Raw genomic sequence first — 18,180 nt, forward strand, 5'->3', positions numbered from 1 at the left:
GCTTAGAACAGCTCCACCTTGAGGTTCGGCTCGGCGAACAGCGCCTCCAGCTGCTCGGGGCCTTTGAACGCGCCGATCTGATGCTCGACCGGCGCCTTGGAGTGGGCGATGCCGGCGCGCCGGAAGCCATCGAGCTTGGAGCGGATGCGCAGGCCGGCCGGCAGCTGGTCTCCGTTCTCGGCCTTCCAGGCATCGAGTTCGGCCGACATGCGGGGAAACCGGGCGCGGAACTCGGCTTCCGTGTCCAGGTGCTCGCCTTGGCCGCCAAGCGCATCGAGCGCGTCATCCAGCGTCGCGATGGTGACGCTCTCGTCCGGGTTCTTGAAGAACTCGGCGTGCTGAGGGCCTGCGGAGCCGGCCGCATCGCCGGCTCCGCCCTGGTCGTCGCTCTCGCTGCTGGTATTGGTCCCCGTCGCCGCCCCCGATGACGGGGCATCCTGGCCTTGTGCAGCTCGCGCCACTTCCGGGCCGGATGTTTCCTGTGCGGCTGCTTCCATCTTGGGAGCTTTGGCCTTCGCCGCGCGCAACGCTTTCGCCATCGTTCAATCCTCGTTTTCGGGGCCTTTGAGAAGGAGCCGGCTCGCGGCTGCTTTTCAAAAACCCTACCGGCACCGTTGGGAGATGCCGGCAGGGGCGAATTCGGCGGACCGATCAGGCCAGCCAGGGCACCATCAGCACCTCGGCGGTGCCCGCCCACTTATTGGTCTCGCCGCCGTTGACCAGCTGCGAAGCGACGACAGCGCGGGCGGCGCCTTCATTCGTCGGCCCGCACACCAGCAGGTCGGGAACGTTGCCAAGCGGGCGGCCATGATCACCCTTCATGCCCGTCAGAGCGACGCGGCCGGCTTCATAGTGGGTTGGATCAAGCGTCTGCTTGGAGCCCCAGGCCAACTGCCAGAAGCCGAAACCGACGTTGCAGCGGCCATCGACGCCGTACTCGAATTCCTTCTTGCGCCACACGTTCTCGTCTTTCGGATCATCCTTGGAGACGAACTCGAACTTCTCGCGCTCCTGGTAGATGATGGGCTTGAGCGCGCGCTTGGTGCAGAGAAGGAACCACGGCTCGCCGGCGCCGCCGTCGGTGTTGGGGACCGATTGCGGTTCGCCGGCCTCGTCGAGCACCTTGTGATCGGTGTCGAAGAAATACTGGCCGTCGTAGCAGGCAGTCGCGAAACCAGCCTTCAGCAACGCCCACACAAGCATGTCCGGGTGAGCGGCGACCGACATGCCCATCTCGGTAAACAGCGGGGCATAGATCCCCAACGTATCGTCCTTGATGTCGTTGCGGTCGACGCCGATCGTCAGTTCGTAGTCCTTGTTCCTGATGGAATAGTCGTGCTCCATGAGGTTCTGGACGAGGCGATCGCCGATCCATTCACGGATGTTGGGGATTTTGCCCAGCCAGCCGTACTTTTCCTCGCGCGTCGTCGAGGGGACGGTGGTGGCGACGCGCGGATACTGCGATGCCGCCTGGCCAAGCCCGCCCTGGAAGGAAGTCTTGAAGCCGACGCGGATGGCATCAAGGGTCGTGCTGTTGATTTTCATGGAAGCTCCGTTGACGGTTGAGCCGCGCCTAGTCGCGGTCGATTTCGAAGACGCAGTTCGCCACGGTGGCGGTGGCATTGGTGCCGCCGACCGTCAGTGAGAGTTCACCGCCAGCCGGGACGTAGTTGGCTGCGGTCGGATCGCAGCTGTCCTTGTCGCCGGCCGCCGATCCTGCCTGGGTGATGGTGATCACGCCGGTGGTGATGGCGACGCCGTCGATCTTTCCGGTCAGTGTGGCGTCCCCGGTGGTCAGCACGCCTTCGGTGACGGACCTGATCTTCTTGACCAGGCCGGCATAGGGCGAGAGCGCGCGGTAGACGGGCGTGCCAACCAGGGTCGTGACCCGAAGCGGAACGAACATCTTGCGGCCTTCGAAGTAGCCGGCGAGGATGTCTTCGCCCATCAGCACATAGACGCCGATTGTATCGATGGCGATCACGATGCCGGCGGGTGAGCGGGTGCCGGAACCGGAGGTCTTGGCGACCTTCTCGTCATCGACGATGAAACAGACCTTGCCCACCTCGACTTCGGTGATCTCGTCAGTCGAGGCCGAGTTGGCCCAGCGGAACACGCCTTCCTCGACCTTGATGCTCAGGTCGCCCGCGCTGCCGGCCGAATTGTCGACCCGCTCGTTGGCGCGGCCGATTGCCTGGAGGCCGAGGGCGGTCGAGCCCTTGATGGCGAAGCCGGCGGCGTTCCTGCACACCAGGGCGCCAGCGTAGATGAGCGCTGCAGCCATCGGCACAGTCTTGACGTACCCGCGTTCCGAACGCGGCGTGTTGCGGTCTGCAGAGAGGGTCAACGGCCTGCCTCCTTTTCGGCGGCCTCGGCCGCGAGGATCTTCTTGTAAGCGTCGGCCGTCAGGCCCATCGCCGTGCAGACGGCCAGCTGCGCCTCGTCGAGCGCATCGGCGGTCTTGTTGTCCCGCCGGGTGATGTCCATCTGCGGCTTGGTCAGCACCGGCTGGTTCTCGACGAACTTCTCGAAGGCAGCCTTGTCCGACTTGAAGAGCGCGATGCCCCATTCCTTCATGGCCGGCGTCAGCTTGCCGGCCGTGAGGGCCGCCGTGACGGCTTCGTCGGCTTTTTCGGCCGACGTCTCGTCGCGAAGCTCCTTCAGCTGGTCGCGCAGCTCAGTGAGCGCCGCGATCGGCACGTACTCCGCCGGGTTTGGATTTTTGGCACTCAGCGCAGATTGCACCGCGCCAACGATCTCGTCGGTGGCGGCTTCAGGCTTGAGGCCTGCCGCCTTGGCCAGCTTCGAGCGATCGGCGACAGCGGCCGTCACCGCCGTGAGCACGGCAGCCGGCTTGGCGTCCTCGGTCAGGCCAGCAGCCCTGGCCAGCGCGGTGCTGGAGGTGAGGAGTGCCTGGATTGCGGAAAGGACGGCGTCCTCCCCAGTGCCCTTGGGCAAGCCCAGGGCGGTCAGGATCTTATCCATTTCGGTTCCTTCTTCGGAGAGGTTTGCAAAAACTGCACTCGCCGCCGCCGCTTCAAGATCGAGCGCCGGGGTGTTGGTCAGCGCCACGTTCAGAATGAGCATGACGCGGCCATCCGCCTTGCGGTGCGGAATGACAGGAGAGAGGTAGCGGTATTCTTCGGCCTTGATCGCGGCGGCAGCAGATGGCGTCCAAGCGACACGGCCCCAAATGCCGTCGTCGCGGACCTGAAGCTCCTTGACCCAGCCGGCTGCCTTGGCGGTGCCGCCTACGCCATCCTTTACGCCGAAGACGGACTGGTGATCGTAGTCGACCACCATGTCGGTACCAGAGTGATACTGCCGGGTGCGGGCGACGATCGCTTCCTGGTCGTCATGGCTGCCACTGTCGAACTTGCGGCCGTCCCTGGCTTCGAACTTGCCGGCCGGCACCAGGCGCATCCAGGCATCGGTCCCTTCAGGCGCGATGACGGCCACCGCCAGGGCGGCGACCGACGCGGTCGATAGCAAGGAAGCAATTGCGGATTTCATCAGCGGACATTGGCCCGGCCGATGCTGTCAAATCATGCCCGCCATGGCGGGCGGCAGCTTGTGCTTGGGAGGTCGAACTGGCGGGACTGATGCTGGCAGGACCGCCGCCGAATTCGCAACCGAACGGTAGCTGACAGGGAACCAACCGGCAAGGCTGCCAAAAAATTCGTTTTCGCGATTGGCTCCATCGGGGGCGGATAGGCCTTAAAATCGGTTTTGAACGGGGCTACAGCGCCAAACAGGGCTCCGCGCACCCAGTGGACGCCCTCAGGGGTCGCCGTGCGCTTGTGCGGCGATCGTTTGTGGGTGAGTTCAACCGGGCGGCTGCGCCCAATCCGAAGCGCCGGTCTTGCCCGCCAGATCCTGTTCGACGACGGAGATGTAGCCGGCCTTGCCTGGGTTGTAGGCCCAGCCCGGATCGATGCCATCGGGCACTGTGGTGATCTCACCGGTGCGTTTGTTGACGTATTTGCGCATCGTACCGGCGATGGGCTCGAACTTCAGCACCTCGCCCTCGCGCTGCAGGCGGTCAATATCGCGCTGGCTGACACTCTGCAGGGTGCAATGGCAGTTCCAGCCATTCGGGCAGGCATGGGTGTTCCACCAGGGGTGATCGACCGGCAGGACCGTATTGTGCCAGAGGTGATGCAGCGGTCTTGGATATTCCTGTCCCTCCAGGTGGACATAGCGGAGGAACGGCCGAGCCGCCTTGTTGCGCTCAAAGGTCGACCAGTGACCAGCGGCGTAGCTGACACGCATGTTGACGTCGAAGATGGTGGTCAGCCGCCTGGTGCTGCCGAGCTGCGACCAGTGCGCCTCGCCGGAGACCGGATCGAACGCCGGCTGCTGACCCCACCATCCCTTCGTCTGGAGCAGCGGCGTCAGCTCGGCTGCGAACTGGCGGAAGGTCTTGCCCTCGGAGAGCGCCTTCAGCAAAGCCTGGTAGATGTCGTCAAGGATGTCGAAGCCGGCAGACTTGGCGACTGTGAAGGCGCGAGCATGGGCTTCCTGCCATGTGTCCAGCCACGAGAATTCCGGATCAAGGCGCTGACCGCGCGCGAACAGCGCGGCGATGGCGTCGCGTGGCGGCAGTGGCTTTAGGACTGCGTCGACCACAAACCCTAGACCTTCATGACTGTTCGGGCTTCAGGATGGTCGAGCGCCATCCGGATGATGCTTCGAATCTCGCGCGCCACGATGTCGTGAAGCTCGCAAACCTCATGATATTCGAGCTCGCGAAGAAACCCATGCAAGCTAAGCGCTCCGACGAAGTCGCCGCTCCAGACCGTCATCTGCTCATCGTGGCAGATCCGATCGACTGCCGCTGTTGGCAAGAGGGTCACCGTTCCCATTGCATGCTCCGTCAAAGCGTCTCGTCAACTTCGCCGGCCAGGCGCGCGGCAAAGGCGGATCTCGCCAGCAGCTCGGTCAGCGCGGCGGCATCGAGCCCGGCGAAGCGCTGCGCCAGGAGAGCCTTCACGTCTTCCACGGAAGAGGCCGCGGCGATCTCGGCTTCCAACCCAGCGACGACCGGTGAGACCAGCGGCTTCCAGTCCGCCAACATGTCGTCGGCCGCGCGCTCGATCGCGTCACGGTTCTCGACGCCGATAGCCGAGAGCGCTGGCGGACGTTCGCCTGGCTTGCGCAGCTTCAGCTCCGGATCGGCCGGCGCGGCGATCGGCGCCGACACCTTTGGCGCAACCAACAGCTCCTCGTCCTTCTCAGGGTCAGGCAGACCGATGCGGTCGCGCATCGTCGACATGCCGACCTTGAGGCCGAGCGGCACGAGCGAGACCACGTTCTCGACCAGTGCCTTGATGTCGACCTGTTCCGGCCGGCCGATGCGTATCCTCGGGTACTTCTTCTGCGGCCCGAAATTCAGGTCCACCGCCGGCCGGGTGAGATCCCGATTTAGCGTCGCCGCGATCTGGCGGGCGTCGCCTTTCTCGATATCTTCCCGGACACCGTCATGGGTCTTGCCGACCGCATAGCCGCCAGCGATTGCGTCCGTTGTGCCCGTCTGCCCGAGCACCACCTTGGAAACCTGCTGGTCCAGCCAGTCGGCGCGCTCCTTGTAGAGCGCGTGCGACCCCGAAATATCCGCCTTCACAAAGTCGACGATCATCGACGTCGGCACGATGGCGGCATAGTCGACGCCAATGTCGCTCACCGCCTCAAGCAGAGTCTTCTTGTCTTTCTCGGATGCCCCGGCGTCATATTTGCCGAGGCGAAGCGGCTGGCCGTAGGCCTCGCAGAAGATCGCCCAGTCCTTGACGGTGAAGCTCTTGAACAGGAACGTCCAGGCGACGGCGCGGGCGATGCCGCCCCGGATAGGCAGGCCCGACTTCACCTTGGCCGAATGATAGATCCAGTGGTACGGCACCAGCGGCTCGTTGAGACCGCCATTGCGCAGCAGCGGCGTCTCACCGTCGACCTGGTCGAAGACGAACCAGCGCGGGTCGCGCCACGCCAGCCGCTTCGGCCGCCATTGACCTTCCGAGGTGTCCCAGATGATCTCGGTGCAGGAAAAGCCCTTGCCGACCGCGTCTAGGATGTCGAACAACTCGTCTTCGAAGCCGTCCCGTTCGATGATCTCGCGCACCAGGTCGGCAGCCGCGACACTGACCGCGTCATCGCCGGCCGCTTCAACGGTGATGTCGAGGCCGGACACCTGGCGCTTGCGGACGCCGAGGACACCGGCGTAGTGGGGGTCGCGCTCCTCCATGTCCTCGGCCAATGCCAGATAGTTTTCCGGGTCGCCGTCGATCGAGGCACGAAGGACCTGGGCCAACCGATCGGGCGTGAGACCGGCGGCCGGATGCAGCGCGTCGTGGCGGCGCACGCCGGTCGATGTCGGCGCGGCCTGCTCCACCTTTAGCGCGGCCTTCTCGATTGGCCGGCCATAGCGGTCAACGATCCCTTTGAACATGTCAGCCATCAGTAGATCCCCGGATTGCGGCGAGTGGACGCCATGCGGAAGCCCCGATCGTTGTCATCGGCGCGGTCGCGCCAACTGCGGCTCTGGTCGGTGCTGGCCCTTTCCTCAAAACGGCTCTTGGCAATCGGCGCCGGCAGATAGCCGTATTCATGCCACTGCATGCGGCTGGCGAAATAGGCGAGCACCAGGGCGACCGCGAAGTCGCCATGCCGCTTTGCGCCGGCCACGCCGACACGCTCGGGCGGGATTGAGGGAATGCCGCGGATAATCTTGACCAGGCGAAGATCCACGGCGTGCTCGGCGTCCCTGGTGAGCGCTATGTTGTCGTCTTCAAAGGCGGTTTTAAGCGGCGGGAAATTCTCGTTGTACCAGTTCTGGCTGAGGGTCACCGACCAGACCAGGCCGCCCGGCGTCTCCTCGGTGTGCAGGCCGAAGATGCGGCCGAGATCCTCGGCAAGGTTCATGCCGACGCCCGTCGCGTCCACAGCGGCCCCGCAGAGGCGCGGTGCCGTCTTCAGCATCAGGGTGGCGATTTCCTTCTGTTCCTGGAAAGGCACGTTTCGTAGCTCGACGGTCAGAGCGGCCTTTCGGCGGAGCACCTTGTCGATCGACAGCAGCGACATGATCGCCGGGTCGGCCTTGCGCGCCGGGTCATAGCCGAATGCGTGCTGGCGGTTTTCGTCGAGGCCGTCGAGCGCCTTCTTGATGGCGTCCTGGTGCGGCGCCATCAGATGCTGGCGTTCCAGCTCGGGCCGATGCAGGAAGTCAAGCGGCAGATCTATGCGGATGACCGGCGCTTCTTCCGGCGTCAGCGTCATGCGCGCTTCGATCAGCGGCGTGGTCAGCCAGGCGCCCGAGCCCATCGACGGAACGCAGAACAGCTCCTCGTCGGCGCCGTCACCGTAGAAGTCGATGATGTCCTGGCGCCAGGCGGCCTCGGCCTCGGGCGACCACTCCGCCCCCGTGACCAGGCAGATGCGCTCATAGAGGCCCTCCAGCAGCGCCTGGTCGAAGTCGATCTTGAGATGGCTGTACTTCGACCGGCCGCCGAGAATGTCCTGGACCTGGACGTTGAATTCATTGTCGGCGCCATTGTGCGTCGAGCAGACCACGACCTGGCCGCCCCACATCAGGTTCGCGAGCGCCGCCTTGAGCAGCTCCTTCAGGCTGTCGACGAACGCCGCCTCGTCGATGATGACCAGGCCCTGCTTGCCGCGCAGGGTGCGCGGCGCCGACGACAGCGCCAGGATCTCGAAGCCGGACGCGAACTGGATGCGGAAAGCCTTGATCTGGCGTGTCTCGTCGGGGTGCGCCGGGTCGGTGTCGGCGAACAGGAACTCTTCCTGGGCAATTGCTGCCTCTGCGTAGGCCCGAGCCCACATGGCGCAGGCGTCGATGAACTCGCGCGTCATCTCCTGCGAATAGGAGATGTACATGGCGTCCATGCCGCCGGCATCCTTGGCCCGGCTGGCGCGCAGCACGGCATACGAGGCCAGCGCCCAGGTCTCGCCGATGCGGCGGCTCTTCTCGATGAACAGCACGCGGACAGCCGTGCTTTCGAGCAGCGAGACGGTGCGCCCCTGATAGCCGAGCAGCACGCTGGGCAGACCGACGCTGTCGATGACATGGTCGAGGTTCGCCATGCTCTCGCGGCGGACTCGCTCCCATTCCTCTTTGGAGATCGGGCCGCTCATTGCAGCAGCACCTTCGCCCGGGGGTCGTCACGCGTGAGACCGACAGACGTCAACAGGGCATCTTCGGCCGCGGTCAGACATTCGCGCAGCTGGGTGACAAACGCCTCGACGGCTTCGATATCCTGAGGCGCGTACAGGTGGCCAGCGACACTGCGATGCTGCTCGACTTGGCGAAGCCGCTCACGGATCACTCCTGGCAAACAGGCACCCGCGAAGGTGCTGACGTGGATGGCAATCCTGTCGCTCTCGCGGCGGATCTGCTCCCATTCCTCTTTTGAGATCGGGCCGGTCACTGGGTCGGCTCCGGCCAGATGATGGTCACCGATCCATGAATTGTCCGGCGGGCTATCACCTGGTCGAGCACCTCGCCGTCAGGCAAGACGACATTCGCCAGGAGCGGCAGACCGTCTTCGCCGAGCACTTCGACCGTCACGTAGCCATAGCCATCGCTGCCGGCAAAGGCCTCGCAGACAGGCCGGTCGAAGACCTTCCCATCAAGGATGACGATCGGCAGCGTCTTCGATCGGTAGCGCCAGAAGTCGACATCGTTCCGATTGCCGGAAGTCCTTGTGGTGCGCCGAGGCGGGATATGAACTGTGATCATGGCGCCCTCACGCCGAGGATCTTCGCCTTGATCGCCTCGGCGGTCTCGGCCGACATGCCCTTGGCCTTGGCCACGGTGTCGACGGCCTTCTCGACATCGGCCTTGAATTCCTTGGCCACCTTGACCCGGCGATCGCTGGAAACGCTCTGCGCCTGGGTCGCCATCTTCAGCGCCGTGGCGAGCTGCATCGCGCCGATCGGCGCGAGGCCGCTCTCGCCGGCATCGGTCAGCAGCTCGAACACCAGCGTCTTGATCGCCTCGGCCGCGATCAGCGTCAGATCGTCGGAGCTCTGGGCGTCGAAGCGCTTGGAGATGGTGGCGGCGATCTCGCGGGTGTCTTCCAGCCGGCGCGTCATCATCGCCAGCTTGATCGAGTAGCGGTTGAACGCCGAAAACGACGGGATGACGAATTCCAGCTCGCCCTTATGCTCGGCCTGCAGCGCCTGCATCTTCAGGAAGAATTCTTCGTAGATCTCGGTCTGGGTGCGCTCGCGGTCCTGCAGGGCGGTCGCCGCCCAGGTGATGATCGGGCCGCACTCCTCGGGCAGGCGCTCGATCGCCGAAAGCTGACCACGGCCTTTGCGCGCCATGTCAGGCCTCCGGCGAAGGACGCGCCACGCCTTCGATGATCGACCGGCGCTCGACATGATCGATGCCGCTGCGGGTGATGGCAGCGACCATGATGGTGCTGACCTCGGTCACCTTGACTGCGCCCAGCTCGGCCAGCTTGCGGAGTTGGGTCCGCACCCATTCGCGCGACCGGTTGTGGCCGAACGCGTCGAGCGTCTTGGTCAGCAACGCTTCGTTCAGGCGCCCGTCCGTCTGCTGGTGCAGCTCCCGCAGGATGACCAGCCGGGCGTCCTCGGTCAGGTATGTGTCAAAGTCGCTCATGCGGCGCTCTTCGATCCGGTTAGCAAGAAATTCTCCATCCGATGGACCGTGCGGGCGATGCCGTTGACAACCTCGGCCTGCTTGCCCGCTTCGCCCTTGATCTCGGCCACTGCCAGCCGCAGGTCGGTGAACGACTTCACGTCGGGCAGGTGCTTCATGTCGCTCTCGATCGACTGGACGCGCACGGCATGATCTTCGAGCTTCCTCTCGATTTCGGCGCTCTTGCCGTCGATCGAGCTACGGATCACCTGCAGCTCCTCGGCATTGGATGCCTTGAATGCGTCGATATCGGCCTGTGCCTTCTTCGACCCTGCGGTCAGGAAGACGTAGACGATCGTCGCGAGCGACAGCAGGGGCGAGGCCAGCGAGGCCCAGGTGGACAAGTCTTCCATCAGGCACGTCTCCGGCTCTGTCGTTCGATGAAGGTTTCGCAGTCGAAGCACCGCGTGCAATTGGGCACCGCCTGGCGGCGGGCGTCGGGAATGCGTTCGCCGCAGTCGCAGAAGGGCGAGGCCGTCACGTCGACGGCCGACCGTATCGCCGCCTGGATGCGCTGGACACCGGCAACGCGCTCAGCCTCGACGCGCGCTTCGGCCAGCTCGACCGCCGCGTTGCCGCCCTTCATGGCTTGTCCCACTCCGCGACCTTGGCGAGGCGCACCGCGCAGACATTTCGCGCGCTGCCGTTCACGTCGCCGCGTTCGACGAAATCGCCAGCGGTCGCTGGGCCGCCCGGCTTGGACCAGTTGGGCGGCGGCGGGATCAGGAATGCCGGCGGGACACGCTCCTTGATGATCTCGGTCCTAACGACCACCTGCGGCTCCGGCGGCTGGGTCGTACAGTTTGCGCAGATCAGCAGGCACAGGCTGAGCGAGGAAATGGCTAACGTCCGCATTGGCGTCTTTCAGGGCGGCCACGGCCGCGTTGGTGTCGATGAAGGCCTGGTTCGAGGCGGCGATCTGTTCAGCAAGCTGGGCGGTCAGCTTGGCGTCGGAGGCGGCTTGCGCCTGTAGCCTGCCGATCGTGGCCTGGTTGGCGGCGTTGACGTCCTCAGCCACTTTCAGATCGGCCTTCGTCTGACGCGTCTCGGCCTTGGCCTGGACGGTATCGGCTTCCGCATCACGGGCCGCCAGCTTGTAGTGGTAGGCAACCAGGCCGAGGCCCATGAACGCCAGGACGACCAGCCCGGCGATGATCAGGCGCGCCTGCATCAGTGCGAACCCTTCAGGCAGTACATCTGCTCCAGCGCGCGGCGCTTGGTCAGGCCAGGCAGCGGCTTGAGGACGCCGTGCACCCTTGCCTTGTTGAACTCGGTGATCTTCAGACACGCTCCTTTAACGTCGCCTGCGCGCAAAAGGCGGCTGACGGAACCTTCGCAGAACGTGCCGTTGCCGAGATTGTAGGAGAAGTCGTTGAAGGCCTGCTGGACGTAGACGTCGAGCTGCTCGTAGTTCGACACGCACTTGGCGTTGCCCTGCTCGTAATGGGCCATCCGCCTGGTGAGAAGAGCCCGGCACTCTGCCTCGGAGAACTTGCGGCCGGCCATATCCTTGGCGTTCTCGGTCTCGCCATAGCAGTAGGTCAGGACGCCGATCGGATCGCGATAGACGTAGCCGCGATAGCCCTCCTGCGGCGCTGCCATGGCGGCGGCTGCGGCGATCCCGGCCGCTACTGTCGCGGCCGCCCCTGTGTTCCTGCCTGCGCCCATGGTGAGCTTCCGCCTGTGAAATCGGCCGGGAGATGTCCCGGCCATTTCACAGCACCATGCCTTCGGCGGCCGGCGGCAATCATGCCCGCCGAAGCGGGCGGTCTCTTAATTGCTGGAAAAGAGGTCGGTCTGGCGCGGATCCCGGCTGCCCTTGACGGGCTTGTCCGGCATGCGCCGGAAGAGCTTGTCCACGCCGGTCTCGGTGATCCCGAGGCGGCCGGCTATGTCGCCATTCGATGCGCCAGCTTCGCGATACTGCCGCGCCCGCAGCTCGCGGGCAAGAGGCACCCGGATATACGAGCCTGAATAGCGGCGGGCAAGCTTCTTGGCCGCCGCCGGGCCGAGCTCCTTCGAGAGCGCGGTGTCATCACCGGACGCCGGCACATACAGGCGGCGACCGCCATAGGCTTCCGCGAGCCGCACGAAGTCCGCCTGGCCAAGCAGGTGGAGCAGCTCGGTGGATCGCTGCTCGTCGCTCATGCAACCTTCGCTTCGCTGTCGCGGATGAGGCGCACCAGGACGTCATAGCCGGGAACGCTGCGGCCCTCGATCGTGGTGACGACAACACCGTCCACGAGGAGGAACCGGGCTCCGAGCGTCCGGACGCATGGTGCCTGCTGGTGGCGTCGCGTGCCTTCGGCGATGTGGGCGCGCAGCTGCTCGACATCCATGCCGAGCACCCGCTCCATGTAGCGGACCATGGCGTGGTCTGAGACGCGGACCGGTTCGTCGCTCATGCTGGCTCCCATTCGATCAGTTTGCCTTCGAAGCGCCCGACACCGTGATGCTGGAGCCAGAAGAAACCCATGTTTTCGCGGGCGGTGCCGCCACGCATGCCGAAGTCGAAGACGCAGGATGGCGCGAACCCGTCAGCCCGGCAGAACAGCTCGATCTCTTCGCGATGGAGGGGGATGCCCTCAATGGCGACGCTGACGATCGCACCGGGCATGAGATCGCTGACCGCAATCTCGATCGAGCGAACCCGCGTGCAGATCGGGTCGGCTTCGACAAGCTTGCGGCAATGGACCGTCCGCATGCCCTGATAGAGCTGGACCGGCTCACCCGGCCGGGCATGCCGCTTGCGATCGGCGCGTACCGTCTGCAGCTTGATCAGCCCCGACACCTGCGGGCCGAACATTGCCTTGAAGCTATAGGCGACCATCAGCTCTGGCTCCGCATTGTGCGATTGAATTCCGCCAAGGCGGTCGGCTCGTCGCGCCAAGCCGGCCAGAACCGCCAGAACCTGGTGATGCTGAAAGGATAGCTCGACACATGCCATTCGAGGCAAACGCGCCAGCGAATTTCGCCTGGCAGGGCCGCCCGACGAAAGGCAAAGAAGGCGATCGACCAGCCGTTCAGGCGGAGGTCGTCGCGGCCGCACCTGAAACGGACCATCAGCGTCCGCCTCCCGTGGACTGCAGCACCGCCAAATAGCGGTCGCGGAGCGTGCTCGGCTTGGCCGTGCCATCTTCGCCACCGAGATCGGGCCACCAATCGTCGCGGCCAAGCAGCCAGAGATGGCGCATGGCGATGTTGTTCACCACGCGACCGGCAGGCGGGTAGACCTCGATCGCGGCCGCGTCTTCACCGGCCATGCGGTTCTTGATCTCCTGCAGTTCGTCCCAGCCGATCGAGCCGTCATGCTCGATCGACAGGAGGCCGAGCTGGCGATCGTGATAGATCCGCAACGCTGCCCGCCACTTCGGCGGCCAGCTCGCGGCCTCGCGGGTGAAGATCAGGCGCGGGCCGTTCATCGGACACCTCGCTTCTCGACGAACCGGTCGATGTCTTCTAGGTCCTCGATCTCACCCACCAACTCAACCGCGCGTTCAAAGTCGGCGACTGTGTCACTGGCGAAATGCTCCAGGACGAAAGCCTGCGTTTCGCTCGGGCCGCAATCGGCCGACAGCCGTTCGCAGAGCAGACGTGCCATCTCGACGGCTCGCGGGCTCATGTCTTTCCCTTTCTGACCATCTCGCCCAGCGTGTTCATCACGGCCGGCCAGTCGCGGTCGGTCATCTGGTCGAGGGGCTTGGCCTTGTCGAAAACAAACTTGCGAAAGCCGGTCGCATCGACGGCCCGCAGAACGGACAGAAGCTGCCACTGTGCGAGTGCAATCTTTGCACCCGTTGGCCGCAGCCATGAGGCGGTGGAAACGCTCTGGCTCCAGTCGACGCCGGCCTCCCGCGTTATCCATGCCTTGAGCGCGTCGATCGCCTTGGCGGCGTCATCGGCGTCGAGCAGGAAGCGGGTGTGCTCGATGCCGGTCTGCCGCCTGACGAACGACAGCATGGCGGCATCGCTGCGGTCGCGCACGATGCCGAGGTTCCAGGAGGCGATCCAGAGCGCCTGGAGCTTCTTCGCGAACGGCCCTTGAAGACCCTTTTCAGCGGGCTTGAAACCGCGCTGGCGCTGCTCGGTGATGATGAGCGTCAGCTCAGCTGGGTTCATCTCGCGCAGGCTGCGCTTGCCGGTGACCCGCTGATAGAGATCCCGTGCAGTGTCCTCGTCGAGGCCGAGCTGCTTGTTGGCGACGTGGATGGCGGCGAGCGGGGTCATGACGCGACCCCGCTGCTGGCATCATTGATTGCGACGCAATTCCTCGGCGCAGCTCTGGATCTCGTGGGCGACGAGACTGAAGAGGTGCGAGAGCTTCTCGCTTTCGACCTCTTGGAGATTGGGGACGGCCGCGACGAGGTCGTTGAGGCCTTGGAATGCAAGCACGGCAAAGTCCAGCCGGTCGATCGGCTGTATAGTTCCTGACATTTAATCTCCCCCCCGGGAAAGGCCTTATCGTTGTGATTGAGGGCGCTGCTGCTGGCATCGCGCACGCCGGCCGCCCTGGCGGCCGGACGAACGCAGGTTGGTAGACCGCATGGAAACGGCAAGCCTCTCGGCTTCCCGCGCCGCCCGACCAGGACGCTCCATGTCGGGCTACCAAACCCGGCCCCGCCTTTTTCGCGAAGCACCGTGACGATAGACACGAAACGATGAAGGCTGAAAGTAAAATCAGGCCTTCTCCCGTCTCTACCCACATGATGGTTAGTAAGACCTCTGTATTGGCCGGAGCCCATGCAGGGTTGCTTATGGACGACGATGCGGTCGGCAGCGATCGCGCTCATGACGGACGCCCCGGCTTGGTTGCCTCTGCGAAGGCGGCATCACAAGCCACCGCATGTCGCGACACGTGCGTGGCCAGATCCTCCAGCACACGGGCGGCGGAATGGAAGGCACCGTCCTCGGCATACGTCTTGGCGAGGTCGGTCTTTTCTTCGATCAAATGGTGAATATTCATCGTTCAAGCCTTCGCCAGGTCGTTGACGATCGCCGCAGCGACCAGGCGGAGGTTCACGTCGCTGCCGTCAGGGCTTCTCAGCCAGGGCTTGCCGAAGCGGATGACGATGGCATCGCCGAAGGCCTTGCAGAGCGTCGCCTCGACGCTCTCCATGCGGCGCTGACGCGTCGTCTCGCCTTCGCGGAGGAGATCGGCCTTGGAGGTGCGGCTGCTGATGATGGTGCGGTCCATGGTCAAGCCCTCGCCATGTCGACGGTGATGGCGGTCCAGCTGTCGGTAGCGCTGCTCTCGCGCATGGCGAAGCGGACATACTCTTTCGAGCTGCGGGGTCGCTGAGCGTCCCGGATGGCGTCCATCGCCTTCAGCCAGCGCGGATCGGTTATGGCGAGCCGCAGCAGCATCAGGATCTCGGAGCGGTTGACCTTGCCTTCCTGATCGGTGTTGAAGGCGCGTGTGACGATCGTCTGGATCTCAGGCCGGCTGTCGGCGGCCCATTCCGTCAGGCACTCGTCAATCAGCGCCTTGGCGATCTGCAGCTCAGCGCCGAAATCCATGAAGTCGGCGACCTGGACGGTGACCTTGAACAGGCCGTCATAGGTCATGTAGGTGCGGTTACCCTTGCCTTTGTTGCCAGCCTTTACGAAGCCGTATTGCTCCGCGACCAGCTGGTCGAGCGCGGCCAGGTCCGACATGGTGTGGATCTTGAAGCGTGCGACCTGGTCGGAAAGCTCGCGGGCGAATTTGATGATCTTCCGGACCGTCTGGTCTTCCAGCTTGTCTTTGGGCTTCACCAGTTCGTCGGCGGTGTAGCCGCCCTTGTGATTGATCCAGAACAGCTTGTCCTTGATGATTTCAACACCGGCCTGCGGGCCGGCTTCAACGATGTCCATGGTCATTCTCCTGTTGAGATCGGAATTGGGTGCATGAAGGTGAGAAGGTCGCGCACGGCGGCCATCTGCAGGACCACGTGTTCGTGGTGTTCGGCGTCCTGGCTGGCCCACGGCATCGACCGTTCCAGCGCGGTGACCAGAAGATTGGCTTCAAGGACGATCGCCCAAAGGCCTTCGGTGGCCTTGGCCAGGGCGAACACCTCGGCAACAGTCGCCCTAGGCGCGTTGCGCTCGGGGTTGGCGATGATGCGGCCGCAAAGCTCGATCATGTCGAGCCTGGAGACCGCGGCGAGCAGTGCTTCACTTGCGGGCATCGCGATGCCTTTCCATGGCCTTCGCGAGGGCTCGGGCCTTGCGTTCGAGTGCCCTCCGCGCCGGCAGTTCACCCGGCCCAAACTTCATCTGGTCGAGCCGATCGACAGCGGCGCCTAGGTCGCGGCAGGCATGCATGACGGCTTCGTCTCGCGCCTTCTCCCGCTTCAAGGCCTCCAGGTCGGCGGCGACGATCGGCAGGATCTTGTCGATCAGCCGCGCCGCCAATGCCTGGGCGTTATGAGAGACCGGCGCTGTCATCGCGAGCCCACCGGCCGGCCATCCGAGAATGGGCGCGGGATCACCGGGAAGAGGCACACGTTGGAGCCAGGCTGGAACGCGACCTCGGCGACGCGTTCGGCCTCGGCCTCCCGCTCCGCCCGCGCGGCGCCATTCCAGAGATCGCGGCTGAGCCGGTTCTCCAGGTCGCGCGCCTTGTGGCGGAGGATCTTGATGCAGTCGCCCAGGATGCGGGCGTCCTGCGGGTCGAGGATGCGGGGCTCGTGCTGGTAGTCGGAAAGCAGGTCGTCGAGTTCGGCCAGGCCGTCTGACAATTCGAGGGACATTCTTTCGCCCATGGCTATGTTCTCCTTTGGGGGCAGGTTTTGCAGGCGTGGAAAAGCTGGGCGCGATGCCGCGACGTGGCGCGGAACGGCTCCTTCTGTTCGGTGAGGCAGCGGTCGCGGCCGATCTCGCCCAGGACGGGACATTCGACGGTCAGCGCCATCAGCGCGCCACGCACCATCTGCTCGACGCGAGAGAGGTCGCCCATGTATTTGAAGGCGAGGATTTGCGAGATCGCCGAGCGGCTGTAGTCGATGCGCTTTTCCGCGCCGCCCAGGCCCTCGGCATCGGCAAGCCGCGCCAGTTCCTCGATCCAGTCGGGCACCGGTGTGCCCCATGCGGCCAAGGCCTTGTCGGCGAAGGTCTGGCCGGCCGGCCGGCTGTTCTTCACAGGTCCTCGGTTCATGGCGAGACCTCGCGCGCGACCGAATGGCCGACCACCACCTTGGCGTTGGGGTCGAACACCAGCTTGGCCGCAAGCACCTTGGGCGCCTGGTTGCCGAGGTTCCGCACCAGGCGGAACACATGCCCGTTCTGCGCAAGGATGCCGGCGGCGGCGAGCGCGCAGGCATAGTTGCGCGCCGTCGACAGCGGGACGTCAGGGCATGCCCCGACCAGGTCGGCGGCGCCGAACATCTTGATCATCTTCATGGCGCGCCAGAGCTGCTCCTTCGCGCTCTCGGGCAGCTCCTTGCCATCGGCCGCCAGTCGGGGCGCGAGAGCCGGCTTTTTCACCAGCGTGAAGATGTTCTCGGACGGCAGGCCGCCGCCGTTGCCGACCTTGTTCTGGTCGACGATCTCAACGAAGCCGGCGAGCCGAAGCTTGCGCAGATAGCGCGTGGCGAGCCGGCGGGAGACGTTGGTCCGCCTGCTGACGTCATTGGCGGTCCAGGGGCGGCCAACCCGGTCCAGCTCCTTGATCACCGTCCAGAAGCCAGCCTCGCCGCGCGGTACGGCAAGGTTCAGCTTCACCATGTCCAGCAGCGGCCTCACTGGAATTTCCTCATGGTGAACTTTGGCGCTGCATTGATGGCGGCCGGTCCGCCGAAGGTAACGAGGTCGATGACGCTAACGCCGGTGATCTGAGCCACCTGGACGACCTTGGCGAGGTTGATGACGATGCGCCGCGTGTTGCCCCTGGTCTTGTCCAGGATGGCAGCCGCGAGATCGGGCGCGAGGCGGACGCCTCCGCAGCGATTGACCGCGAGCAGCGCGAAGTCCTCGGCGTCGCAGGGCACCGCCGGCAGCCACTCCAGCACGCGGTTGTGGACGCGCTCGAACCCTTCCAGGAGGTGCGGCAACCGCTCCTCGCCGATCAGGACCACGGGAGCGCCGGACTTGTCGGAAAGCTCCCTCAGCAGGTCGACGAAGCGCTTGTGGGCGATGAAATGCGCCTCGTCGATGATCAGCGGCTTGCGGGGATCGCCGACCATCACCATGATCGCCTGGTTCTTCAGCGCCTCGATCGAGCCACGCGGCGATGGCTCGCCCAGCTCCTTGAGAATGTCCGTGAGCAGCGACCGCGCCGAGGTGAACTGGCCACACTCGACATAGGCGGCGCGGTATTTGTTCGCCGCATAGATGGCGGACTCCGTCTTGCCCCATCCCGAGGGGCCAAAGTAGGCGGCCAGGCCGGGCAGCTTGGGGTCACGCTCGACCATGGTGGTCAGCAGCGTCGCGAACGCCGCCACGTTCTTGAGCGGCGCCGGCCGATTGACTTTCAGTATCTCCGTCATCATCTTCCTCGTGTTGTGTGCCGCTTCGCGGCGCTG

General features: G+C 64.8%; 33 protein-coding genes. All 33 read right to left on the bottom strand.

Annotated features, from left to right (window positions below; all coding sequences use genetic code 11):
• Window positions 1–2: 2 nt before the first annotated feature.
• The 33 genes from M653_RS1000000137245 to M653_RS0109710 all read right to left on the bottom strand — a co-directional run bounded on the left by M653_RS1000000137245 (window position 3) and on the right by M653_RS0109710 (window position 18,144).
• Window positions 3–539 carry an HI1506-related protein gene (locus M653_RS1000000137245; protein ID WP_027143149.1) on the bottom strand — a complete coding sequence of 179 codons (537 nt, stop codon included), beginning with the start codon at window positions 537–539 and terminating at the stop codon, window positions 3–5.
• 112 nt (window positions 540–651) lie between these two features.
• Window positions 652–1,545 carry a Mu-like prophage major head subunit gpT family protein gene (locus M653_RS0109550; protein WP_027143150.1) on the bottom strand — a complete coding sequence of 298 codons (894 nt, stop codon included), beginning with the start codon at window positions 1,543–1,545 and terminating at the stop codon, window positions 652–654.
• A 28-nt stretch (window positions 1,546–1,573) separates the two neighbouring features.
• On the bottom strand, window positions 1,574–2,347 hold the full coding sequence (locus M653_RS1000000137250; protein WP_198028754.1) for a hypothetical protein: 774 nt from the start codon (window positions 2,345–2,347) through the stop codon (window positions 1,574–1,576).
• Window positions 2,344–3,513, bottom strand: a complete 1,170-nt coding sequence (locus tag M653_RS0109560) for a phage protease (protein ID WP_027143151.1) — start codon at window positions 3,511–3,513, stop codon at window positions 2,344–2,346. Before M653_RS0109560 ends, M653_RS1000000137250 begins: the two co-directional genes overlap by 4 nt.
• A gap of 312 nt (window positions 3,514–3,825) precedes the next feature.
• On the bottom strand, window positions 3,826–4,629 hold the full coding sequence (locus M653_RS01000000132290; RefSeq protein ID WP_051442635.1) for a phage minor head protein: 804 nt from the start codon (window positions 4,627–4,629) through the stop codon (window positions 3,826–3,828).
• A 5-nt stretch (window positions 4,630–4,634) separates the two neighbouring features.
• Window positions 4,635–4,865, bottom strand: coding sequence for a hypothetical protein (locus M653_RS0109570; RefSeq protein WP_027143152.1), 231 nt, complete (start codon window positions 4,863–4,865; stop codon window positions 4,635–4,637).
• Window positions 4,866–4,876: 11 nt separating this feature from the next.
• Entirely contained in the window at window positions 4,877–6,451 is a 1,575-nt protein-coding gene (locus M653_RS0109575) for a DUF935 domain-containing protein (protein ID WP_027143153.1), read from the bottom strand.
• Window positions 6,451–8,145: a terminase family protein gene (locus M653_RS0109580; RefSeq protein WP_027143154.1), complete on the bottom strand. Its 1,695-nt coding sequence runs from the start codon at window positions 8,143–8,145 to the stop codon at window positions 6,451–6,453. The genes M653_RS0109575 and M653_RS0109580 overlap by 1 nt, the downstream gene beginning before the upstream one ends.
• Window positions 8,142–8,438, bottom strand: a complete 297-nt coding sequence (locus tag M653_RS1000000136640) for a hypothetical protein (RefSeq protein ID WP_156938172.1) — start codon at window positions 8,436–8,438, stop codon at window positions 8,142–8,144. The genes M653_RS0109580 and M653_RS1000000136640 overlap by 4 nt, the downstream gene beginning before the upstream one ends.
• Window positions 8,435–8,749, bottom strand: coding sequence for a hypothetical protein (locus M653_RS0109590; RefSeq protein WP_027143156.1), 315 nt, complete (start codon window positions 8,747–8,749; stop codon window positions 8,435–8,437). The genes M653_RS1000000136640 and M653_RS0109590 overlap by 4 nt, the downstream gene beginning before the upstream one ends.
• Entirely contained in the window at window positions 8,746–9,339 is a 594-nt protein-coding gene (locus M653_RS0109595; protein WP_027143157.1) for a DUF3486 family protein, read from the bottom strand. Before M653_RS0109595 ends, M653_RS0109590 begins: the two co-directional genes overlap by 4 nt.
• A 1-nt stretch (window position 9,340) precedes the next feature.
• Window positions 9,341–9,640 (bottom strand): hypothetical protein, encoded by a 300-nt coding sequence (locus tag M653_RS0109600; protein ID WP_027143158.1) that lies wholly within the window; start codon window positions 9,638–9,640, stop codon window positions 9,341–9,343.
• Window positions 9,637–10,032: a hypothetical protein gene (locus M653_RS0109605; protein ID WP_027143159.1), complete on the bottom strand. Its 396-nt coding sequence runs from the start codon at window positions 10,030–10,032 to the stop codon at window positions 9,637–9,639. The genes M653_RS0109600 and M653_RS0109605 overlap by 4 nt, the downstream gene beginning before the upstream one ends.
• Window positions 10,032–10,265, bottom strand: a complete 234-nt coding sequence (locus tag M653_RS0109610; protein WP_027143160.1) for a TraR/DksA C4-type zinc finger protein — start codon at window positions 10,263–10,265, stop codon at window positions 10,032–10,034. The genes M653_RS0109605 and M653_RS0109610 overlap by 1 nt, the downstream gene beginning before the upstream one ends.
• Complete coding sequence (locus M653_RS0109615; RefSeq protein ID WP_027143161.1) at window positions 10,262–10,453, bottom strand: hypothetical protein; 192 nt, start codon at window positions 10,451–10,453, stop codon at window positions 10,262–10,264. Before M653_RS0109615 ends, M653_RS0109610 begins: the two co-directional genes overlap by 4 nt.
• Window positions 10,443–10,850, bottom strand: a complete 408-nt coding sequence (locus tag M653_RS0109620; RefSeq protein ID WP_027143162.1) for a hypothetical protein — start codon at window positions 10,848–10,850, stop codon at window positions 10,443–10,445. Before M653_RS0109620 ends, M653_RS0109615 begins: the two co-directional genes overlap by 11 nt.
• Entirely contained in the window at window positions 10,850–11,347 is a 498-nt protein-coding gene (locus M653_RS01000000132295; protein WP_051442636.1) for a hypothetical protein, read from the bottom strand. The genes M653_RS0109620 and M653_RS01000000132295 overlap by 1 nt, the downstream gene beginning before the upstream one ends.
• Window positions 11,348–11,452: 105 nt before the next feature.
• On the bottom strand, window positions 11,453–11,827 hold the full coding sequence (locus tag M653_RS0109630; RefSeq protein WP_027143163.1) for a hypothetical protein: 375 nt from the start codon (window positions 11,825–11,827) through the stop codon (window positions 11,453–11,455).
• Window positions 11,824–12,084, bottom strand: a complete 261-nt coding sequence (locus M653_RS01000000132300) for a hypothetical protein (RefSeq protein ID WP_051442637.1) — start codon at window positions 12,082–12,084, stop codon at window positions 11,824–11,826. Before M653_RS01000000132300 ends, M653_RS0109630 begins: the two co-directional genes overlap by 4 nt.
• On the bottom strand, window positions 12,081–12,509 hold the full coding sequence (locus M653_RS0109640; protein WP_027143164.1) for a hypothetical protein: 429 nt from the start codon (window positions 12,507–12,509) through the stop codon (window positions 12,081–12,083). Before M653_RS0109640 ends, M653_RS01000000132300 begins: the two co-directional genes overlap by 4 nt.
• Window positions 12,510–12,741: 232 nt before the next feature.
• Window positions 12,742–13,101, bottom strand: a complete 360-nt coding sequence (locus M653_RS0109650) for a hypothetical protein (RefSeq protein ID WP_051442638.1) — start codon at window positions 13,099–13,101, stop codon at window positions 12,742–12,744.
• Window positions 13,098–13,280 (bottom strand): hypothetical protein, encoded by a 183-nt coding sequence (locus M653_RS0109655; protein WP_156938173.1) that lies wholly within the window; start codon window positions 13,278–13,280, stop codon window positions 13,098–13,100. The genes M653_RS0109650 and M653_RS0109655 overlap by 4 nt, the downstream gene beginning before the upstream one ends.
• A 17-nt stretch (window positions 13,281–13,297) precedes the next feature.
• Complete coding sequence (locus tag M653_RS0109660) at window positions 13,298–13,906, bottom strand: regulatory protein GemA (RefSeq protein WP_027143168.1); 609 nt, start codon at window positions 13,904–13,906, stop codon at window positions 13,298–13,300.
• Window positions 13,907–13,927: 21 nt separating this feature from the next.
• Complete coding sequence (locus M653_RS0109665; RefSeq protein WP_027143169.1) at window positions 13,928–14,113, bottom strand: hypothetical protein; 186 nt, start codon at window positions 14,111–14,113, stop codon at window positions 13,928–13,930.
• A gap of 352 nt (window positions 14,114–14,465) precedes the next feature.
• Complete coding sequence (locus tag M653_RS1000000136645; RefSeq protein ID WP_156938174.1) at window positions 14,466–14,642, bottom strand: hypothetical protein; 177 nt, start codon at window positions 14,640–14,642, stop codon at window positions 14,466–14,468.
• A 3-nt stretch (window positions 14,643–14,645) separates the two neighbouring features.
• Window positions 14,646–14,873: a hypothetical protein gene (locus M653_RS0109675; protein WP_027143170.1), complete on the bottom strand. Its 228-nt coding sequence runs from the start codon at window positions 14,871–14,873 to the stop codon at window positions 14,646–14,648.
• A 2-nt stretch (window positions 14,874–14,875) separates the two neighbouring features.
• The gene (locus M653_RS0109680; protein ID WP_156938175.1) at window positions 14,876–15,532 is read right to left on the bottom strand and encodes a DUF3164 family protein; all 657 of its coding nucleotides are present in this window, start codon (window positions 15,530–15,532) and stop codon (window positions 14,876–14,878) included.
• Between the two features lie 2 nt (window positions 15,533–15,534).
• Window positions 15,535–15,846, bottom strand: coding sequence for a hypothetical protein (locus tag M653_RS0109685; RefSeq protein ID WP_027143172.1), 312 nt, complete (start codon window positions 15,844–15,846; stop codon window positions 15,535–15,537).
• On the bottom strand, window positions 15,833–16,105 hold the full coding sequence (locus M653_RS0109690) for a hypothetical protein (RefSeq protein WP_027143173.1): 273 nt from the start codon (window positions 16,103–16,105) through the stop codon (window positions 15,833–15,835). Before M653_RS0109690 ends, M653_RS0109685 begins: the two co-directional genes overlap by 14 nt.
• Complete coding sequence (locus M653_RS0109695) at window positions 16,102–16,422, bottom strand: hypothetical protein (protein WP_032935154.1); 321 nt, start codon at window positions 16,420–16,422, stop codon at window positions 16,102–16,104. Before M653_RS0109695 ends, M653_RS0109690 begins: the two co-directional genes overlap by 4 nt.
• A 2-nt stretch (window positions 16,423–16,424) precedes the next feature.
• Window positions 16,425–16,814, bottom strand: a complete 390-nt coding sequence (locus M653_RS0109700; RefSeq protein WP_027143175.1) for a hypothetical protein — start codon at window positions 16,812–16,814, stop codon at window positions 16,425–16,427.
• Window positions 16,811–17,401, bottom strand: coding sequence for a hypothetical protein (locus M653_RS0109705; RefSeq protein ID WP_027143176.1), 591 nt, complete (start codon window positions 17,399–17,401; stop codon window positions 16,811–16,813). Before M653_RS0109705 ends, M653_RS0109700 begins: the two co-directional genes overlap by 4 nt.
• Window positions 17,398–18,144 carry an ATP-binding protein gene (locus M653_RS0109710; protein ID WP_027143177.1) on the bottom strand — a complete coding sequence of 249 codons (747 nt, stop codon included), beginning with the start codon at window positions 18,142–18,144 and terminating at the stop codon, window positions 17,398–17,400. The genes M653_RS0109705 and M653_RS0109710 overlap by 4 nt, the downstream gene beginning before the upstream one ends.
• Window positions 18,145–18,180: the final 36 nt, after the last annotated feature.

It is taken from the genome of Mesorhizobium sp. WSM3626 (assembly GCF_000513935.1).
GTDB lineage: Bacteria > Pseudomonadota > Alphaproteobacteria > Rhizobiales > Rhizobiaceae > Mesorhizobium > Mesorhizobium salmacidum.

Coding starts and splice junctions, on each gene's coding strand:
- M653_RS1000000137245 (WP_027143149.1), bottom strand. CDS start 539: ATGGCGAAAGCGTTGCGCGCGGCGAAGGCCAAAGCTCCCAAGATGGAA.
- M653_RS0109550 (WP_027143150.1), bottom strand. CDS start 1,545: ATGAAAATCAACAGCACGACCCTTGATGCCATCCGCGTCGGCTTCAAG.
- M653_RS0109560 (WP_027143151.1), bottom strand. CDS start 3,513: ATGAAATCCGCAATTGCTTCCTTGCTATCGACCGCGTCGGTCGCCGCC.
- M653_RS0109570 (WP_027143152.1), bottom strand. CDS start 4,865: ATGGGAACGGTGACCCTCTTGCCAACAGCGGCAGTCGATCGGATCTGC.
- M653_RS0109575 (WP_027143153.1), bottom strand. CDS start 6,451: ATGGCTGACATGTTCAAAGGGATCGTTGACCGCTATGGCCGGCCAATC.
- M653_RS0109580 (WP_027143154.1), bottom strand. CDS start 8,145: ATGAGCGGCCCGATCTCCAAAGAGGAATGGGAGCGAGTCCGCCGCGAG.
- M653_RS0109590 (WP_027143156.1), bottom strand. CDS start 8,749: ATGATCACAGTTCATATCCCGCCTCGGCGCACCACAAGGACTTCCGGC.
- M653_RS0109595 (WP_027143157.1), bottom strand. CDS start 9,339: ATGGCGCGCAAAGGCCGTGGTCAGCTTTCGGCGATCGAGCGCCTGCCC.
- M653_RS0109600 (WP_027143158.1), bottom strand. CDS start 9,640: ATGAGCGACTTTGACACATACCTGACCGAGGACGCCCGGCTGGTCATC.
- M653_RS0109605 (WP_027143159.1), bottom strand. CDS start 10,032: ATGGAAGACTTGTCCACCTGGGCCTCGCTGGCCTCGCCCCTGCTGTCG.
- M653_RS0109610 (WP_027143160.1), bottom strand. CDS start 10,265: ATGAAGGGCGGCAACGCGGCGGTCGAGCTGGCCGAAGCGCGCGTCGAG.
- M653_RS0109620 (WP_027143162.1), bottom strand. CDS start 10,850: ATGCAGGCGCGCCTGATCATCGCCGGGCTGGTCGTCCTGGCGTTCATG.
- M653_RS01000000132295 (WP_051442636.1), bottom strand. CDS start 11,347: ATGGGCGCAGGCAGGAACACAGGGGCGGCCGCGACAGTAGCGGCCGGG.
- M653_RS0109630 (WP_027143163.1), bottom strand. CDS start 11,827: ATGAGCGACGAGCAGCGATCCACCGAGCTGCTCCACCTGCTTGGCCAG.
- M653_RS01000000132300 (WP_051442637.1), bottom strand. CDS start 12,084: ATGAGCGACGAACCGGTCCGCGTCTCAGACCACGCCATGGTCCGCTAC.
- M653_RS0109640 (WP_027143164.1), bottom strand. CDS start 12,509: ATGGTCGCCTATAGCTTCAAGGCAATGTTCGGCCCGCAGGTGTCGGGG.
- M653_RS0109650 (WP_051442638.1), bottom strand. CDS start 13,101: ATGAACGGCCCGCGCCTGATCTTCACCCGCGAGGCCGCGAGCTGGCCG.
- M653_RS0109655 (WP_156938173.1), bottom strand. CDS start 13,280: ATGGCACGTCTGCTCTGCGAACGGCTGTCGGCCGATTGCGGCCCGAGC.
- M653_RS0109660 (WP_027143168.1), bottom strand. CDS start 13,906: ATGACCCCGCTCGCCGCCATCCACGTCGCCAACAAGCAGCTCGGCCTC.
- M653_RS0109665 (WP_027143169.1), bottom strand. CDS start 14,113: ATGTCAGGAACTATACAGCCGATCGACCGGCTGGACTTTGCCGTGCTT.
- M653_RS1000000136645 (WP_156938174.1), bottom strand. CDS start 14,642: ATGAATATTCACCATTTGATCGAAGAAAAGACCGACCTCGCCAAGACG.
- M653_RS0109675 (WP_027143170.1), bottom strand. CDS start 14,873: ATGGACCGCACCATCATCAGCAGCCGCACCTCCAAGGCCGATCTCCTC.
- M653_RS0109680 (WP_156938175.1), bottom strand. CDS start 15,532: ATGGACATCGTTGAAGCCGGCCCGCAGGCCGGTGTTGAAATCATCAAG.
- M653_RS0109685 (WP_027143172.1), bottom strand. CDS start 15,846: ATGCCCGCAAGTGAAGCACTGCTCGCCGCGGTCTCCAGGCTCGACATG.
- M653_RS0109690 (WP_027143173.1), bottom strand. CDS start 16,105: ATGACAGCGCCGGTCTCTCATAACGCCCAGGCATTGGCGGCGCGGCTG.
- M653_RS0109695 (WP_032935154.1), bottom strand. CDS start 16,422: ATGGGCGAAAGAATGTCCCTCGAATTGTCAGACGGCCTGGCCGAACTC.
- M653_RS0109700 (WP_027143175.1), bottom strand. CDS start 16,814: ATGAACCGAGGACCTGTGAAGAACAGCCGGCCGGCCGGCCAGACCTTC.
- M653_RS0109710 (WP_027143177.1), bottom strand. CDS start 18,144: ATGACGGAGATACTGAAAGTCAATCGGCCGGCGCCGCTCAAGAACGTG.